Here is a 17,909-nt window from a genome sequence, read left to right on the forward strand (position 1 = left end):
GCATCGAGCCCGGAATCCATCGGGCCACAGAACGCGCGGGACAATGGATTCCGGGCTCGCCGCTCCGCGGCGCCCCGGAATGACGGAGGGAGACAGGGAGCGATCACTCCGCCCAGATCAGCTCCTGCAACTCGACCAGATTGCCCGCCCTGTCCTGCCAGCCTTCGATGCAGATGTGGCTGTTGAGGTCGCTGGCGCGGTGCAGCAGCATCAGGGCCATCAGGCGGCGCTTCAGCTCGAAATCCGGCTTTGCATAACCGAAGCCTTCGAGCAGGCTGCGCACCCGGCCCGGCCGGCCCGCCGCCATGAAGGCGCTGGGGCCGAGCAGATCGTAATCGCGCCATCCCGCCAGGACGTCGCCGAAATCGAACAGCCCGGCGAGCGAGTATTTGCCGTCATCGCAGGCGAGCAAAAAGTTCTCTGGAATGTATTCGCCGATCAGGATCACCGGCGGCGCATCCATCGGAATGAGCTTTGCCGCGTCGCGCAGGAGATCATCGAAGCCTTTGAGGAATTTCGGCGCGAGGCCGAGACGCTCGTGCCTGGCACGGCACCCCTGCATCTGCTGGCGCATGAAGCCGTCCCAGCGCGGCTCGATGTGTGCGAGCTCTCCGAGCGGCGCGCGCTGCACGGCCGCGATGGTCTCGCCGATCTGGCGCAGCACGCGCTCCTTCTGGTCTTCCGGCAGGTGCGGCCAGACCTCCGAGCCGAGCGCGCCGGCAAGGCGCGTGATGATCAGGTATGGCCAGCCGTCGCGCTCCCCTTCGGCGACGATCTCGGGAATCGGTAGATCGAGATGGCCTTTCAGTTGCGCCAGCGACCCGCGCTCGGACACGAATTGCGTACGCAGCAGCGGCGGGAAGATTTTCAGGATCAGCTTGTCGCCGAGCCCCACGACGAGATTGGTGCCGGTCGCGAACACGTGCGGCGCGCTGATATCGAGACCGTGGCCGCGCGCGATGTCGAGCGCGATTCCCAGCCATTGCGCCGGGTCGGAGCGCCAGGCGCGAAAGCTCTCCGCGTCGGCGAAGTGAGGGAGTTGTTGCGACGGCGTGATGGTCATCTGCACTCGCGTATCGAAAGCAGCGTCAGCTTTGGTTGGCTGCAAGCCCAGGAGACGGTGCACCTCTCCCGCTTGCGGGAGAGGTCGGCACGTAGTGCCGGGTGAGGGCTTTCTCCTCTAGGTGATTGTCCCGATGCGGAGACACCCTCTCCCCGACCCTCCCCCGCACGCGGGGGAGGGAGCGCACCTCACGCGCAGTAGCAGCGATGTCTAATAGCGACATTCTACCGCTCGGGACTGGCGCGCTCGAACTGGCGGAGCAGCTTGTTGCCGCGCTCGACTGCGGAATCCAGCGCTGCTTGCGCGCTCTTGTGGCCGGCGAAGGCCCGCTCCAGCTCGTCCTCGATCGCGCCGCGGATCAGCACGAAGGAGCCGAGCCGGACGCCCTTGGAGTTCTCCGTCGGCGGATGCAGCGTGATCTCCTCGAAGGAGATCGCCGAGCCCGGATTACGCTCATAGAAGCCCTGCGACCGCGTCAGCTCGAAGGCGGCGCGGGTAACAGGCAGATAGCCGGTGTTCTGGTGCCAGGTGGCCTGCACGCCCGGCTGCGACAAATAGGCGAAGAACCGTGCCACGCCCTTGTACTCCTCGCGCGGCCGGTCGCGCAGCACCCAGAGCGTGGCGCCGCCGATGATCGAATTCTGCGGCGCGCCCTTCACGTCGGGCCAGTACGGCATCATGCCATAGCCGATCTCGAATTTCGAATTCGCCTTGATGTCGGCGCGCGTCGCCGAGGAGCCGATGAAGATGCCGCATTCGCCTTTCTGGAAACGCGGCTCGGCCGCTTGTCCGCGGCCGCTATAGTCGAACAGTTTTGTCTTTTGCCACTCGCTGAGCGCTGCGATGTGATGCACGAGCGACCGATTGTTGATGGTCAATTCCGCATCCAGCCCGGCAAAGCCGTTCGCCCGCGTCGCCACCGGCAGATTGTGGAAGGCAGAGAAATTCTCGACGTGAATCCAGGACGGCCAGGAGGTGGTGAAGCCGCACGCCGCACCGCGCTCGCGCAGGCGCTTGGCCGCTAGCCCCAATTCCGGCCAGGTCTTCGGCGGCGTCTCCGGATCGAGGCCGGCATCGCGGAACATGGTCTTATTGTAATACAGGATCGGCGTCGAGGAATTGAACGGGAACGACAACAGATTGCCGGCCGCATCGGTGTAGTAGCCCGAGACGGCGGGTAGGTAATCGCTCAGCGAGAACGGCTCGCCCTGATCCCGCATCAGGCTGAACACCGGATAGATCGCGCCCTTGGCCGCCGTCATGGTGGCGGTAGCGACCTCGTTGACCTGGACGATGGCGGGCTGGCTGCGCGAGCGGAAAGCGAAGATCGCCGCCGTCACCGTCTCGGTGTAATTGCCCTTGTAAGCAGGCACGATGCGGTAGTCGGACTGCGAGGCATTGAAGTCGGCGGCGAGCTTCTCCAATTGCCGGCCGAGCTCGCCGGACATGGCGTGCCACAGCGCGATGTCGGTGGCAGCACGCACTGGAGTGGTGATACTGACAGCCGCAAGGACGGCGACGACCTGCAAAAAGCGCAATGCTGAAATCACGATGGCTCTTCCCGTGTCGCACGACAAAAGTCGGCTGCCCTGCTTAAGGCGCGGCATTGGCAGTTTCAACCGGGAATGAGCGGCGGCCGCGCCGCACAATCGGCCCAACGCCCGGAGCGGGATGGCCTTCCCTTTACCATTTGCTAGATTGCGTTGAACCTTTTCCTTCCGCCATAGACTCCACCACTGAGGGGTTGAGTGTGCCAGTGTTGAGCCGTGCCGAACTCTCGCGGACCGGGGTGATCTTCGTCGCGCTTCTGCTTGCCGTCTGTACGACGGACGCGGTCGCACGCGAATTTCGCGCCGCCGACACCCAGACCGAGGATTACCCGACCGTCCAGGCGCTGCGCTACATGGGCGCCTTGATCGCCGAGCGCACCGGCGGCCGGCACGAGATCAAGGTGTTCCACTCCCGCCAGCTCGGTGAGGAGAAGGAGACGATCGAGCAGACCCGGGCCGGCGCCATCGACCTCAACCGGACCAACGTCGCCCTGATCGGCAATTTCGTCCCGGCGATGAACGTGCTGGCGATGCCGTTCCTGTTCCGGTCCATCGAGCACATGCAGAAGGTGCTGGACGGGCCGATCGGCAGCGAGATCCTCGGCAGCTTCGAGCCCTATGGCTTCGTCGGGCTCGCCTTCTACGATTCCGGCGCGAGGTCGATCTACAACAGCGTCCGGCCCGTGAGGAGTGTCGCGGATCTCAGGGGATTGCGGATCCGGGTACAGCAGTCGGAGTTGATGAGCCAGATGATGCGTGCGCTCGGCGCCGAACCGATCGAGCTACCTTACGGGCAGGTACTCACCGGGCTTGCCAATCATCTGATCGACGGCGCCGAAAACAACTGGCCATCCTTCGTGACGACAGACCATTACAAACTTGCCGGCCACTACGCGCTCACCGAGCACACGATGAGCCCGGAAGTGCTGGTGATCTCGCTGAAGGCCTGGAAAGGCCTCTCGGCGGAGGAGCAGACGATCTTCAAGGAGGCCGCGCAGCGCTCCAGCCGATTCATGCGCGAGAAATGGCGCGACCTCGAGGAGCAGTCGCAGCGCAGGGCCCAGGACGCAGGCGTCACCATCATCAAGGACATCGACCGCAAGCCGTTCGAGGAGGCGATGGCTCCAATCTATGCCAAGGCCGGGCGCGATCCGGCCGCGGCCGCGCTGATCGAACGCATTCGCAAGGTGGAGTAGAGCCTCTTGGCCGGGCTTGGACGCAGCGAGACCACAGAGAGGCCGCCCGGCCCGATCGGGCGCCTGCGCGCGCGTCTGGTCGGCGCGCTGCGGGCGGTGCCGATCCGCTGGCGCATCCTGTCGATCGCGGCGCTGAACTCTGCCGTCGTCGTGGTGCTGGTGGCGATGATCTGGAACGGCGCGCAGGTGCTGGGCTCGGCCTGGGACGACGTACGCCAGGTGCGCGAGTCCGACCGGATCCTGGCACTGCTCGAAAGCGAGACCGGGCGTCTGCAAAACCTGATCCATCGCTACATCAACCAGCCGAGCCCGGACCTGTTCGCCGAGATCCTGCTGCTGCGCGAGGCGGTGCTGGGCACGCTGACCAACCGCGCCACCAAGGATCCGATGCTGTCAGGCTCGGTGGAGGAGCTCGAGCGCACCACCGACCGCTTCCTCAACGGCTTTGGCGAGCTGCGCAGCGTGCAGGCCACCATCGCCAAGACCTATGAGGAGCAGGTGCAGGGCCCGGCCAAGGACATGGCGGGCCTCTATTCCATCATCGAAGGCGCCACCGGCCATCGCGACGCGCTGATCTGGCCTTCGCTTGGAAAATCCCGCGAAGCCTTCACCGCGATGCTGGTCGCGGCCAATTCCTACTATCTGTCGCTGTCACCGGGCGCGGCCGACGACGCGCGGCGCAACACCGAGACGATCGAGAAGACCATCCCGGTGATGATCGACCTCGCCGACAACGACCTCCAGCGCATGGCCTTGCGGCGGCTCGCGGAGCGCACCGCGTCCTTGCGCGAAGGCTTTGCAAAACTCTCCGAACAGCTGGCGAGCCGCACCGATCTGTTGCGCAACACCATCGACGCCAGCCAGGCCGAAGCGATCGGCGCCATCGACGACCTCTCGACCAAGATGCGCCAGCGCGAGCAGAAGGCGCAGGCGACTTTTGACCGCACGCTGGCCGACATTTCCCGTCGCGTGCTGTCGATCGCGGTGATCTTCCTCGGCGTCATCCTCACCGCGGGCGTGATGATCGCATTGTCGATCCGCCTGCCGCTCCAGCAGCTCATGGCGGCGATGCGCGCGATCACGCTCGGCGACCTCGACCGCGAGGTGCAGGGCACCAAGGCACGCGACGAGGTCGGCGCCATGGCGCGCGCCGTGGAAGTGTTCCGCGAGAACGCGATCGCCAAGCGCCAGACCGAGGACGAGCTGCGCGCGTCGAAGGAGAAGGCCGAGAGCGCGCTGCTCGAGCTAAACACCGCGCAGCAGAATCTGATCGACGCCGAGCGGCTTGCCGCGCTCGGCGGCCTCGTTGCCGGCGTCGCCCACGAGGTCAACAACCCCATCGGCATCAGCCTGACCGTTGCATCGAGCTTTGCCCGGCGCAGCGAGATCTTCGAGGCTCAGCTCAAGGGCGACGGGGGCTTGCGCCGCTCCCAACTCGAGGAGTTCGTGCAGTCCTCGCGCGACGCCTCGCAGCAGCTCGTCGCCAACCTGCAGCGCGCCGGCGAGCTGATCCAGTCGTTCAAGCAGGTCGCGGTCGACCGCTCCCATGCCGAGCGGCGGCAGTTCTCGCTCAGTGAAGCCACCGACCAGATCATCGCCAGCCTCCGACCCGTGCTGAAGCGCTCGCCGATCACGCTTCAGGTCGACGTGCCCGAGGGGCTGCTGCTCGACGGCTATCCCGGCTCCTACGGCCAGATCCTGACCAACCTGTTCCTCAACGCCGCCAACCACGCCTTCGCCGACGGCCGCGCCGGCACGATCGCGATCTCGGCGCGGCCGCGCGGGGCCGACGACATCGAGATCAGCTTCGCCGATGACGGCGCCGGCATGACCCCGGACGTGCAGCGCCAGGCCTTTGACCCTTTCTTTACCACCCGGCGCAATGAAGGTGGCACGGGACTCGGCCTGCATATCGTCTATAACCTCGTCACCCAGCAGCTCGGCGGCCGCATGATGCTGGAATCCAAGCTGGGACAAGGCACTACTTTTCGCATTATCATGCCCCGCGTCGCCAAGGGCGCACAAAGCACAGAAAGTGACGGGACTTCTCAATGGCCGAACAGGACGATGTCCTCCACCTGATCGACGACACCGGTACCGCGTCGGAGGACGCCAACGCCCGGAAATGGAAGATCGCCGTCATCGACGACGATCCGGCCGTGCATGACGGCACCCGCTTCGCGCTGTCCGACTACAGCCTCAACGGCCAGAGCCTGGAGATCCTGTCGGCCTATTCGGCGGCGGAAGGTCGCAAGCTGATGGCCGAGCACGGCGACATCGCCGCCGTGCTGCTCGACGTCATCATGGAGACCGACGTCGCCGGCCTCGAGCTCGTCGAATTCATCCGCAACGAGATCAAGAACGAGACCGTCCGCATCATCCTGCGCACCGGCCAGCCCGGCCAGGCGCCGGAGCGGCGCGTGATCGTGCAGTACGACATCAACGACTACAAGGCCAAGACCGAGCTCACCGCCGACAAGCTGTTCACCTCGCTGACCGCAGCGCTGCGCTCCTATCAGCAGCTCGAGCGCATGGTGCAGACGCGGCGCGGGCTCGAGATCATCATCGATGCCGCCTCGACGCTTTACGACTTCAAGTCGATGCAGCGGCTCGCCGAGGGCGTGCTGACCCAGCTCGCCTCGCTGCTCAACGTCGACTGCGCCGGCATCCTGGTCCTGCGCGACAATGGCGGGGTCGACCCCGAGCTCTCGGTGCTCGCCGGCAGCGGCTGCTACAGCCGCTTCATCGGCACCACCTCGTCAAAGGCGCTCGACCCCGAATTGCGCGAGATGGTGGAGGCCGCGTTCCAGCGCCGCAAGAACGAATTCGCCGACCACCGCAGCGTGATCTATTTGCGCACCGGAAGCGGCCGCGAGGTGGTGGTGCTGCTGCAGGCCGAGCGCGAGTTGTCGGAGACCGACCGCTCGCTGGTCGAGATCTTCTCCAGCCGGCTCTCGATCGCCTTCGACAACGTCATCCTCTACCAGCAGCTCCAGGACGCCAACACGCAGCTGGAGGACCGCGTCGCCCAGCGCACCCGCGCGCTGATGCAGGCCAACCGCCGCCTGTCCGCGCAATGGCTGCGGCTGCAGCGCGCCAATGGCTTCAAGAACGAGATTTTGGGCACCGTCGCGCACGATCTGAAGAATCCGCTCGGCGTCATCCTCGGCCGCACCGAGATGCTGAAGGAGCTGATCTCGACCGGCGCCTCGCAAAGCGGCGTGGTCGCCCAGGTCGATCACATCCGCGACGCCACCAAGCGGCTGACCACGATGGTCGATCACCTGATCTCGGACGCGATGGCCGATGCCTTCGATATCACCATCCGCCGCGAACCGGTCGACGTCGCGGCCCTGGTCAAGGAGGTCGCCGATGCCAACCAGCCGCTCGCCGTCAACAAGCAGCAGACGATCAGCCTCACCGCGCCGCCCAACATCGTCACCATGTGCGACACCGACCGCATCCGCGAGGCGATCGACAACCTCATCAGCAACGCCATCAAATACTCGCCGATCGGCGGCAAGATCGCCGTGGCCGTGACCCATGAGGGCAGCGAAACCATCGTCCGCGTCAGCGACGAGGGCGCCGGCCTGTCGCCGGAGGATCTCGGCCGCCTGTTCGGCCGGTTCCAGCGGTTGTCGGCAAAACCGACCGCCGGCGAGAGCTCGACGGGGCTTGGGTTATCCATCGTGAAGCGTATTATCGACATGCATGGCGGCGAGGTGACGGCCGACAGCGACGGGCCCGGCAAGGGCTCGACCTTCACCATCACGCTCCCCGCGACTGAAATGCCGTGATCTCAAGACCATGACCCAAAGCCAGCACATCATGATCGTCGACGACGAGGCCCCGGCCCGGGAGATGGTCGGCGATTATCTCAAGATGCACGGCTTCACCGTGACGCTGTGCGACGGCGGCAAGTCCTTGCGCGCCGCGATCCAGGGCAGCATGCCCGACCTCGTCGTGCTCGATCTCAACATGCCCGAGGAAGATGGGCTCTCGATCATCCGCGACCTCAAGAGCCGCATCAACGTGCCGGTGATCATGCTGACGGCGACCGCGAGCCCGATCGACCGCGTCGTCGGGCTCGAGCTCGGCGCCGATGATTACGTGGCAAAGCCCTGCGAGCTGCGCGAGCTGATGGCGCGCATCCGTTCTGTGCTGCGGCGGAGCGGGCCGGCCAAGGCTGCCGCGCCGGACGCCGCCGCGAAGTCCGACAAGGATCAATTGGTGCGCTTCGGCACCAAATGGCTCGATCTCGAAGCGCAGGCGTTGCGCGACGACGAGGGCAACGAGCATCCGCTGACGGCGTCCGAGTTCGGTCTGCTCAAGGTGTTCGCGGCCAATCCGAAGCGCGTGCTGTCGCGCGAGCGCCTGCTGGAGCTCGCCAATGCGCGCGACGCCGAAGCCTTCGATCGCGCCGTCGACCTCCGCATCATGCGCATCCGCCGCAAGATAGAGCCCGATCCCGCCAAGCCCGCCGTGATCCGCACCATCCGCGGCGGCGGCTATCTGTTCTCGCCGGCGGCGAGAAGGCGTAAGCGGGGACCGCGGCATTTCTCCGCTGTCGTCCCGGACAAGCGCGCCCTAAGCGCGCGCTGATCCGGGACCCATAACCACAGGGAGACGTGTGGCGCGAGCTGGTAACCCCGAGTCTTCGCCCAACCACTCCCTGTGGTTATGGGTCCCGGATCTGCGCTGACGCTTGTCCGGGACGACAGCGGAAGGCGTGGCGACACCGAACGCAAAGGCCCGAAATACGTTCCCGGAGCCTCAGTTCGCCGCCAATCCCACCCCGTATTTCCCGTACATTGAAATTCCACGCTTTTTCGCTCCGAATGTTTCATCGCACCCCTTTCGACGAAACAATTTGGCGGCGCACGAAACCATTTTCCGCTTTTCGTGCAGACGTCCCGAAACGTTGGCTGATTAACACTTTGGCCTAAGGAAACGCCGCTCGGTCGCGGCGCTACGGGGAGCTAATTTCATGCCGAACGTCATTGCCATCAACGCCCAGGCCAGCCAAAGCATCATTGCCGTTCAGGCGACTTCGGACGACATGCTTCTCGAAAGCATTGCCGGCGGCAACCGGACGGCCATGCACATCCTCTATTGCCGGCACAATGTGCGGGTTTACCGTTTCATCCTGCGCATCGTGCGCGACGCCACCACGGCGGAAGACCTCGTCAGCCAGGTGTTTTTGGACGTGTGGCGGACCGCCGGCCAATTCCAGGGCCGCTCGCAGGTCTCGACCTGGCTGCTCTCGATCGCCCGCTTCAAGGCGCTGACCGCGATGCGCCAGCGCCGTTTCGAGGACATCGACCAGGAGGACGTGCGTCAGATCCCCGACGATTCCGACACGCCGGAGACCTCGCTCGATCGCAGCGACACCAGCGCCATCCTGCGCGCCTGCGTGCAGAAGCTGTCGCCTGCGCATCGCGAGATCATCAATCTCGTCTACTACCACGAGAAGTCGGTGGAGGAGGTCGGGCAGATCATCGGCATCCCCCAGAGCACGGTGAAGACGCGGATGTTCTACGCCCGCAAGCAGCTGGCCGATTTGCTTAAGGGCGCCGGCGTCGATCGCTTCGCCGCCTAAACCCAACGGATTCAATGGGATAGGGCCGCGCCTTTGGCCCTGTCCCTGGACACGGAAGTGTTACCGCCGACGAAACAATTGAAACAAAGCACAACATCAGGCGGAAAAACTTCCCTCCTATAAAGCTCACATACGGTTTTGGTTAAACCTCCCAAGGACCTCCAACGACCCGGACGGGATGCCCCCCTCCGGGTCGTTTTGTATTTGGGCTGTCGCCCCGGGCTCCCGCCTCTCCGGTTTGCGGGAGAGGCCGACGCGCCCCGGGCGATGCGAAGCATCGTCCGCGCGCGGCGGGTGAGGGTTCGTTCCTCTTGGGGAGTCTTCGTTGACGAAGCACCCTCTCCCCAACTCTCCCCCGCAAGCGGGGGAGGAAGCACACCGCTGCCGTGGCACGCAGCTCGGCCGTCACGAATGCGTGACGCTGCGTAACGACTGACGCGTCGCGCCCGAACAGCCCTCGTGACCTCATCCACGAGTGCCCGATGCTCGAACTTCTCTTCGCCGTCCTTGCCGGCATCCTCACCATCGCCGCGCCGTGCACGCTGCCGATGCTGCCGATTCTGCTCGGCGCCTCGATCGGGCGCGCGGGGCACTTGCGGCCGGCGATGATCGCGCTCGGCTTCGTCATCTCGTTCTCGGCGACCGCGCTGCTGCTCGGAGCGATCACGCGGCTGTTCGACTTCGATCCGAACGTACTGCGCGAAGCGGCATCCATCCTGCTGCTCGGCTTCGGCCTGTTGATGCTGTGGCCCGCGCCATTCGAATGGCTGTCGATCCGGCTCAACGGCTGGCTCGATCTTGGCAATTCCAGCGCCACCCAGCGCGAGGGCGCGCTGGGCGGGCTCGTGCTCGGCACCACGCTCGGCCTGGTCTGGACGCCCTGCGCCGGTCCGGTGCTTGGCTCGATCCTGACGCTGGTTGCGACCTCGAAGAACTTAGGCTGGGCCGGCACGCTGCTGGTCGCCTACGCCATCGGCGCGGCGATTCCGATGCTGGCGATCGCCTATGGCGGCCAGGCCGCGACCACGCGGGTGCGCAGCCTCGCCCGCATCTCGCCGCGGCTGCAGCAGGCCTTTGGAATCGTCGTGATCGCGTTCGCGGTCGCCGCCTATTTCCAATACGACACGCTGATCGTGGCGTGGCTCACCGGCTTCTATCCCACCGGCCAGATCGGCCTGTGATCATCGCGCATCTCAACCGGAGGACTCGTCCATGACTTTCAAACTGCTCACTGTGGCCGCCGCCCTGATCGGCATGGCCGGATCAGGCGCCGTCATCCCCGGCATCTGCGACGAGGCCGTGCGCGCTGCCCCCATCGTCACCGCCGCCGCGAGCCAGCAGACCGCGCCCGACTTCACCGGCATCAACAACTGGTTCAACTCGAAGCCGCTGAGCATGGCCGACCTGCGCGGCAAGGTCGTGCTGGTCGACTTCTGGACCTATGGCTGCGTCAACTGCGTCAACACGCTGCCGCACGTCACCGACCTCTACGCCAAGTACAAGGACAAGGGCCTCGTCGTGGTCGGCGTTCACACGCCGGAATTCCCGTTCGAGCGTTCCGCCTCCAATTTGCAGGCTGCGCTGAAACGCCACGGCATCACCTATCCGGTGGCGCAGGATAATGATTCCAAAACCTGGAACGCCTACCGCAACCGATATTGGCCGGCCCAGTACATCATCGACCAGACCGGCAAGATCGTGTTCCAGCACGAAGGCGAAGGCAGCTACGACCAGATCGACGGAACGGTGGCGCGGCTCCTGAACGTGAACAGCTGATACCGCGCCGACATCGCGCGGCCGGATTCATCTGTCGTCCTTGTTGCTTGACTCCACGGACCCGTCCGTGGAGTTTCGCAGCCTTGGAATCAGCCGCCCGCGATGGACGACGCGACCACCAGCAACGACATCCGCCTTCGTGAAGGCTCCTCGATCGCGCAGCGGCTGATCATGGCCGGCTCTGCGGCCGCGGTTGCGCTGTGCTTCACGCCCGGCCTGTTCACACACGACACACTGGAAGTGATCATCTCGGTGGCCGCGCTCCTCCTGGGCGCGGCATTCGTCTGCGGCATCATGCTGGCGCCGGCGGTGGTGTGGATCATCACCCCGAACGAGATCCTGATCGGGCAACAGCGTCCGTTCGGAAAGCTCCGCACGCGGCTCGTCCCCAAGGACGACATCAGGGAATTGCAGGTTCCCGGCAGCAAGCGGGCGAAAGCCCGTTTCCAGCTGGCCTTCACGCTGGCCTCCGGGGAACGCCTGACGTCTCCGCCGATCTCCGACGTCACGCATGTGCGCGACACCGTGGCCCGGATCGCCGCGCAATTCGGCGTTCCCAACGTCGAGGCACCTCGCAATCCGCTCGATGCCAGCAATCCCGAGATGCATCTCGGCGAACCCCTCGAGCCGTTTTCCGCGCGCGACATCCGCATCGTTGCGCTGATCGCCGTCGCACTATGCGCCGTTCCCTACGCCTACAAGCTCTGGCGCGGCCTGCCGCCCGGCCCGATCGACATCATGCTGCTGCCGGTTGGCGCGATCGCCGCGCTCGCCGTGCACAGATATGCCAATCTCGTGACCGGCGCCTTCTGGATCATCCGGCAAGGGGACATTCGCGTCGAACGCCTGTGGGGCGACGGCACGCCGCGCGCGGACCATATCGAAGGGCGCGACGTGAAGACGATCACGGTCGAGCGCCGCGGCCGGTCCGAGGACGAGCACTGCATCGTCGTGATCCGGTTGCACTCCGGACGGCGCTTTCGCAGCCCCCGCATCGGATCGCGGCTCGAGGCCCGCGCCGTAGGCGCCGAGATCGTCCGGCGGCTGGGAATCGCGCCGGAGAGCAACCGGATTTAGCCCTTCCCGCCTGTGACAGCGATCGCATTCGAGGGGGCTAGCAAGTCTCCTGCGGCCATCCTTCGAGACGCCCGCCTCCGGCGGGCCCTCAGGATGAGGGCGGAGTGTGCGGCAGCAGTTTTCGACGGGCACCGATGCCTCTGAGCCTCATCCTGAGGAGACCGCAGAGCGGTCGTCTCGAAGGACGAGGCGCGCGGTCCGGCCGCCGCCAAGCAGTCCTATGCGACCGCCCTCTTCTCAAGCGGGGGAGGGAGCGCACCGGCCTCGCCGCGACAATGTATGCTTTTCGCGCCATCCCCTGTTTGTGGCATTGCCCGGCGCGTCAAAAAACCAAAGCATTGTCGTGACATACCAGGGCGGCGCGCCATCAACTTGCCATGAACTTGCCCCTCAGGTTTGATGGTTCTGAATGATTTGCGCCGTGGCAGCGGGGAGAGCTTTACATGACGGATTTTCGTCGCCTGACCGGGATGTTTGTGGCTGCGATCGGCCTGATCCTTTGGGCGCCGCAAGCCTTCGCCCAGCAGCCTGATCGCGGCGACGAGCCGGGCCTGATCGCCGACGACGCCTACCAGCTCGATCCGGAATGGCAGAAGCAGGTGGTCTACTTCCGCACCACCGAGGCGCCCGGCACCATCATCATCTCGACCGCCGAACGTCACCTTTACCTGGTGCAGCCGGGCGGGCGCGCGATCCGCTACGGCATCGGCGTCGGCCGCGATGGTTTTCAGTGGCAGGGGCTGGTGAACATCACCAACAAGAAGGAGTGGCCGGACTGGACGCCGCCGCCGGAGATGATCCAGCGCCAGCCCTATCTGCCGCGCTTCATGGCCGGCGGCCCCGGCAATCCGCTAGGGGCCCGCGCCATGTATCTCGGCACCACCGTCTACCGCATCCACGGCACCAACCGTCCTGATACGATCGGCACCAAGGTGTCCTCGGGCTGCTTCCGTCTCGTCAACAATGACGTCGCCGATCTCTACGATCGGGTCCCGGTCGGGACCAAGGTCGTCATCCGGCAGAAGCCCGAGCTCTAATCTTCTTCGCCTTAGCGAATATCCCATTTCCCGATTTTTCGAGAGAGCAACATGATGCGCAGTTTTCGAGGCGGCCTGCTGATCGGGCTCGCGGTCGCCGTGCTGGTCGCCGTTCTGGCCATCGTCTATGAATTCTACGACACCCGCACCCTGAAGCGCACCGTACGCCGCGGCGAGGTGCTGTGCGGCGTCAACAAGGGCCTGCCGGGCTTCTCGATCCCTGACGACAAAGGCAACTGGACCGGATTCGACGTCGATTTCTGCCGCGCGGTGGCCGCGGCGATCTTCAACGATCCGGCCAAGGCGAAGTTCGTCGCACTCGACGCCAGCGAGCGCTTCAAGGAATTGCAGAGCCGCAAGGTGGACATCCTCTCCCGCAACTCGACCTGGAGCATGGCGCGCGAGCTCGACTACGACCTCTATTTCCCGGCCGTCGCCTATTATGACGGCGCAGGTTTCATGCTGCCGCGTTCGCGCAACAAGGAGACCTCGCTGGACCTGACCGGCAGCAAGGTCTGCGTCCAGTCCGGCACTACGACGGCACTCAACGTCGCCGATTACTTCCGTGCCAACAACATGAAGTATGACGAGGTGAAGTTCGACAAGCTCGACGACGTCGTGAAGGCCTACGACACCGGCAAGTGCGACACGCTCAGCGCCGACGTCTCCCAGCTCTATGCGCTGCGGCTGAACCTCGCAAAACCCGGCGACCAAATGATCCTGCCGGACATGATCTCCAAGGAGCCGCTCGCCCCCGTCGTGCGCCAGCGCGACGACGACTGGATGATGATCGTGAAGTGGACGCTGTATGCGATGATCAATGCCGAGGAGCTCGGCGTCACCTCGGAGAACATCGACGAGGCGCTGAAGTCGAAGAAGCCGGACGTGATGCGCCTCGTCGGCACCGAAGGCAATTACGGCGAGCAGCTCGGCCTCACCAAGGACTGGGCCGTCCGCATCATCCGCCACGTCGGCAATTACGGCGAGATGTACGAGCGCAACATCGGCGAGAAGTCGAAGTTGAAGATCCCGCGCGGCATGAACCAGCTGTGGAATGCCGGCGGCGTGCAGTACGCACCGCCGATGCGGTGAGACCGTCTACCATCGTCATTGCGAGGAGCGGACGCCGTCGCCCTTCGAGCGATGGCGTAAGCGACGAAGCAATCCAGACTGCCTCCGCGGAAAGATTCTGGATTGCTTCGCTGCGCTCGCAATGACGAGCTTGGGGCAGTGCTTTCCATACTCTCAACTGTCATCGCCCGCGAAGGCGGGCGATCCAGTATTCCAGAGACGTCAGTGATAAACTGAAAAGCCGCGGCGTACTGGATCGCCCGCCTTCGCGGGCGATGACAGCGGAGAACGAGGCGGCTGCCCCGTCTCAATACCCCCGCGCCCGCGCCAGCTGCTCGGTGTGGTAGTTGGCATCGCCGAACAGCTCCTCGCACACCCGCGCGCGCTTCATGAAGAAGCCGATGTCGAACTGGTCGGTCATGCCCATGCCGCCGTGCATCTGCACGCCTTCCTGCACCGCGCGGGTGGCGGTGGTGCCGGCGCGGGCTTTTGCCACCGCGACGCTTGATGCGGCCTTGGCGACATCCGCATCCAGCGTCTGGAGTGCCTTCATCACGGCGGCGCGGGTGATCTCGATGTCGACATAGAGCTCGGCGGCGCGGTGCTGCAGCGCCTGGAATTCGCCGATCAGCTTGCCAAATTGCTTGCGGCTTTTCAGGTACTCGACGGTGCGGCCAAAGACCTCGTCGCTGAGGCCGACCATCTCGGCAGCGACCGCACCACGGCCGATGTCGAGCACGCCGTCGAGCAGGCTTGCGCCCTGATCGAGCTCGCCGAGCACGCTGTCGGCATTGACCTCGACATTGGCGAATTCGATCCGCGCCGCGTTGTGCGCATCGACCATGATGGTGCGCTCGACCGCGACACCCTTCGCCTTGGGGTCGACCAGGAACAGCGTCAGGCCTTCACGCTCGCCGGCAGCACCCGCGGTGCGCGCGGCGACGATGAGGAGATCGGCGACGTGGCCGTCGATGACCAGCGCCTTGGCGCCGGAAAGCTTGAAGCCGTTACCGGCGCGCACGGCCTTGAGACTGGTCTGCAGCGGGCGATGTTTCGCACCCTCGTCGATCGCCAGCGTCGCGAGCAGCGAGCCGCTCGCGATCTTTGGCAGATATTCCGATTTCTGCGCGGCGTTGCCGCCACGGTTCAGCGCGGAGGCCCCGACCACGCTGGTGGCGAGGAAGGGCGAGGGCATCAGCGTGCGGCCGATCTCCTCCATCACGACACCGGCTTCGACATAGCCGAGACCAGAGCCGCCGAACTCTTCCGGCACCAAGAGGCCGGCAAAGCCCATCTCGGCGAAGGAATGCCAAAATTCCTTGGAGAAGCCGGTGGGATCCTTGCTGTCGCGCAAATGCCGCAGGTGCGACACCGGCGCCTTGTCGCTGATCAGCCCGCGCGCGCTGTCGCGGAGCATCGATTGTTCTTCGGTGAGGACGAGGGCCATGGTGGGGTTTCCGATTCGAAATCTATCTTGGTTCGTCATTTCGGGATGACCCGAATGGTCAGGCCCGGAATCCATCAAGCGGCGGAATTGGTGGATGAATGGATTCCGGGCTCGCGCGTTGCGCGCCCCGGAATGACGGCTGGTGAGAGTGCGGTCACGCCCCCGGCAGATCCAGGATGCGCTTGGCGACGATGCCGAGCATGACCTCGGACGTGCCGCCCTCGATCGAGTTGGCCTTGGTGCGCAACCAGGCGCGCGGGCGGGCGCCCTGCTTGGAGCGCTCGCTCTCCCATTCCAGCGCATCGACGCCGCCGGCCGACATCAAGATCTCGTAGCGGCGCTTGTTGAGCTCGGTGCCGTAATATTTCATCGCGGAGGAGAATGCCGGGTGCGCCTGGCCCGCCTTGGCGAGATCGACTGCGCGCTCGGCACAGGCCGCAAGCGCGGCCTCATCTACGTCGAAGCGCGCGATCTGGCCGCGCAGCATGGCATCGTCGAGCCGCCCTAGCGCGTCGGTGCCGACGGAGTCGGCCGCGATCTGGCCGAGCGGACGGCCGACGCCGCGCTCGCCCATGCCCGAGATCATCGCGCGCTCGTGCTGGAGCAGATATTTTGCGACGTCCCAGCCGCGGTTGACGGTGCCGACCACGTGCGACTTCGGCACGCGGACATTGTCGAAGAAGGTTTCGCAGAACGGCGAGTAGCCGGAGATCAACAGGATCGGCTTGGTCGAGACGCCCTTCGAGGTCATGTCGAACAGGATGAAACTGATGCCGTCGTGCTTCTTGGCAGTGGGATCGGTGCGGACCAAGCAGAAGATCCAGTCGGCGTAATTGGCGTAGGACGTCCAGATCTTCTGGCCGGTGATGATGAAGTCGTCGCCTTCACTCTCGGCGCGGGTCTGCAGCGAGGCGAGATCGGAGCCGGCGTTCGGCTCGGAATAACCCTGGCACCAGCGGATCTCGCCCGCGGCGATCTTCGGCAGATGCTCCTTCTTCTGGGCGTCGTTGCCGTATTTCAGCAGCGCCGGCCCGAGCATCCAGATGCCGAAGCTCGACAGCGGTGGACGCGCGCCGATTCTGGCCATCTCCGCGCGCAGCACCTTGTGCTCGGCGGCGCTCAGGCCTCCGCCGCCGTATTCCTTCGGCCAATCAGGCACGGTCCAGCCCTTGTCGCGCATGCGTTCGAACCAGATGCGCTGCGGCTCGGACGAGAATTTTGCGTTGCGTCCGCCCCAGAACACATCGGCATCGGATGTCGCGGGCTTGCGCATCTCCGGCGGGCAGTTGGCTTCCAGCCAGGCGCGCGTCTCGTTGCGGAATGTTTCGAGATCGGCGGTCTCAGAATCTGTCATGGGTCGTTTCCATCAATCAAAATCGACTTGTTGCCGCCGACTCTGAGCCATCGCCCCGTGGAATTCAACCACTTCCGCAGCCCGCATTCGGCTATAGTCGCCGCTACGGCGAGCCTTGAAAACAAAGAGGAAACAACAATGCGCCTGAAACTTCTTTCGCCTGGCGAAATGAACGAGAGCCAGCGCCAGACCTATGACGAGTCGATTGCCGGCAAGCGCGGCAAGCCGCCGGCGCCGATGATGGCCTGGCTCAACAGCCCGGAGATGGCACGCCACGCCACGCGGCTCGGCGAAGTGCTGCGCTTCGACACGATCTTCCCCGCAAAACTCTCGGAGATCGCGATCCTGGTGACGGCGCGGCACTGGACCGCTCATTACGAATGGTATGCGCATAAGCGCCTGGCGCTTGCGGGCGGCATGAAGCTCGAGATCATCGAGGCGATCCGCGACCGCCGCACGCCTGAGTTCGACGATCCCAAGGGGAAGATGATTTACGACGTCGCGAAGTCGCTGCATGAGGGCCACGGCGTCGAGAAGGGGCTCTATGATGAGGCGGTGAGATTGCTCGGCGAACGCGGCGTGGTCGAGGTCATCGGGCTGTGCGGCTATTACACGCTGGTGTCGATGACGCTGAACACGTTTGAATTCGGCCTGCCGGAAGGTGAGGTGTCGGAGCTGGCTTAGTTTCCCATCCGGAAACGAAGGGTTTCAGGATGGGCCGGTAGCACTGTCCCGGGGC

General features: G+C 64.9%; 14 protein-coding genes and 1 pseudogene. 11 read left to right on the forward strand and 4 right to left on the reverse strand.

All coding sequences use genetic code 11. The annotated features are described in order from the left end of the window. Nucleotides 1-103 precede the first annotated feature (103 nt). Together CWO91_RS18570 and ugpB are read right to left on the reverse strand one after the other, a co-directional pair. Nucleotides 104-1,063, reverse strand: coding sequence for an aminoglycoside phosphotransferase family protein (locus CWO91_RS18570; protein WP_130215099.1), 960 nt, complete (start codon nt 1,061-1,063; stop codon nt 104-106). A 224-nt stretch (nt 1,064-1,287) separates the two neighbouring features. Then, the gene (ugpB, locus tag CWO91_RS18575) at nt 1,288-2,670 is read right to left on the reverse strand and encodes a sn-glycerol-3-phosphate ABC transporter substrate-binding protein UgpB (protein ID WP_130215101.1); all 1,383 of its coding nucleotides are present in this window, start codon (nt 2,668-2,670) and stop codon (nt 1,288-1,290) included. A 143-nt stretch (nt 2,671-2,813) separates the two neighbouring features. Between ugpB and CWO91_RS18580 the strand changes: the two genes are divergently transcribed. From CWO91_RS18580 to CWO91_RS18630, 10 genes and pseudogenes are all read left to right on the forward strand, one after another. After that, complete coding sequence (locus tag CWO91_RS18580) at nt 2,814-3,809, forward strand: TRAP transporter substrate-binding protein (protein ID WP_130215103.1); 996 nt, start codon at nt 2,814-2,816, stop codon at nt 3,807-3,809. 54 nt (nt 3,810-3,863) lie between these two features. After that, complete coding sequence (locus CWO91_RS18585; protein ID WP_165405536.1) at nt 3,864-5,891, forward strand: sensor histidine kinase; 2,028 nt, start codon at nt 3,864-3,866, stop codon at nt 5,889-5,891. Beyond that, nucleotides 5,861-7,606: an ATP-binding response regulator gene (locus tag CWO91_RS18590; protein ID WP_130215105.1), complete on the forward strand. Its 1,746-nt coding sequence runs from the start codon at nt 5,861-5,863 to the stop codon at nt 7,604-7,606. The genes CWO91_RS18585 and CWO91_RS18590 overlap by 31 nt, the downstream gene beginning before the upstream one ends. Nucleotides 7,607-7,616: 10 nt before the next feature. Continuing rightward, nucleotides 7,617-8,345: pseudogene (locus CWO91_RS18595) on the forward strand (response regulator); the annotation flags it as partial. A gap of 451 nt (nt 8,346-8,796) precedes the next feature. Beyond that, on the forward strand, nt 8,797-9,408 hold the full coding sequence (locus tag CWO91_RS18600; RefSeq protein ID WP_091887231.1) for a sigma-70 family RNA polymerase sigma factor: 612 nt from the start codon (nt 8,797-8,799) through the stop codon (nt 9,406-9,408). A gap of 482 nt (nt 9,409-9,890) precedes the next feature. After that, nucleotides 9,891-10,589: a cytochrome c biogenesis CcdA family protein gene (locus CWO91_RS18610; RefSeq protein WP_130215107.1), complete on the forward strand. Its 699-nt coding sequence runs from the start codon at nt 9,891-9,893 to the stop codon at nt 10,587-10,589. 31 nt (nt 10,590-10,620) lie between these two features. After that, a complete protein-coding gene (locus CWO91_RS18615) occupies nt 10,621-11,184 on the forward strand; it encodes a thioredoxin family protein (RefSeq protein ID WP_130215109.1) in 564 nt (187 codons plus the stop codon). Between the two features lie 102 nt (nt 11,185-11,286). Beyond that, nucleotides 11,287-12,261, forward strand: coding sequence for a hypothetical protein (locus tag CWO91_RS18620; protein ID WP_130215111.1), 975 nt, complete (start codon nt 11,287-11,289; stop codon nt 12,259-12,261). Between the two features lie 443 nt (nt 12,262-12,704). Beyond that, entirely contained in the window at nt 12,705-13,298 is a 594-nt protein-coding gene (locus CWO91_RS18625) for a L,D-transpeptidase (protein ID WP_130215113.1), read from the forward strand. Nucleotides 13,299-13,352: 54 nt separating this feature from the next. Beyond that, entirely contained in the window at nt 13,353-14,390 is a 1,038-nt protein-coding gene (locus tag CWO91_RS18630) for an amino acid ABC transporter substrate-binding protein (protein ID WP_130215181.1), read from the forward strand. A 286-nt stretch (nt 14,391-14,676) separates the two neighbouring features. Here the strand turns inward: CWO91_RS18630 and CWO91_RS18635 are convergent, their stop codons facing one another. Together CWO91_RS18635 and CWO91_RS18640 are read right to left on the reverse strand one after the other, a co-directional pair. Next, nucleotides 14,677-15,816, reverse strand: a complete 1,140-nt coding sequence (locus tag CWO91_RS18635; RefSeq protein ID WP_130215115.1) for an acyl-CoA dehydrogenase family protein — start codon at nt 15,814-15,816, stop codon at nt 14,677-14,679. A 154-nt stretch (nt 15,817-15,970) separates the two neighbouring features. Then, nucleotides 15,971-17,170 carry an acyl-CoA dehydrogenase family protein gene (locus tag CWO91_RS18640; protein ID WP_130215117.1) on the reverse strand — a complete coding sequence of 400 codons (1,200 nt, stop codon included), beginning with the start codon at nt 17,168-17,170 and terminating at the stop codon, nt 15,971-15,973. Between the two features lie 138 nt (nt 17,171-17,308). Between CWO91_RS18640 and CWO91_RS18645 the strand changes: the two genes are divergently transcribed. After that, nucleotides 17,309-17,854 (forward strand): carboxymuconolactone decarboxylase family protein, encoded by a 546-nt coding sequence (locus CWO91_RS18645; RefSeq protein WP_130215119.1) that lies wholly within the window; start codon nt 17,309-17,311, stop codon nt 17,852-17,854. Nucleotides 17,855-17,909: the final 55 nt, after the last annotated feature.

This window comes from Bradyrhizobium genosp. SA-3, assembly GCF_004212635.1.
Classification (GTDB): Bacteria; Pseudomonadota; Alphaproteobacteria; order Rhizobiales; family Xanthobacteraceae; genus Bradyrhizobium.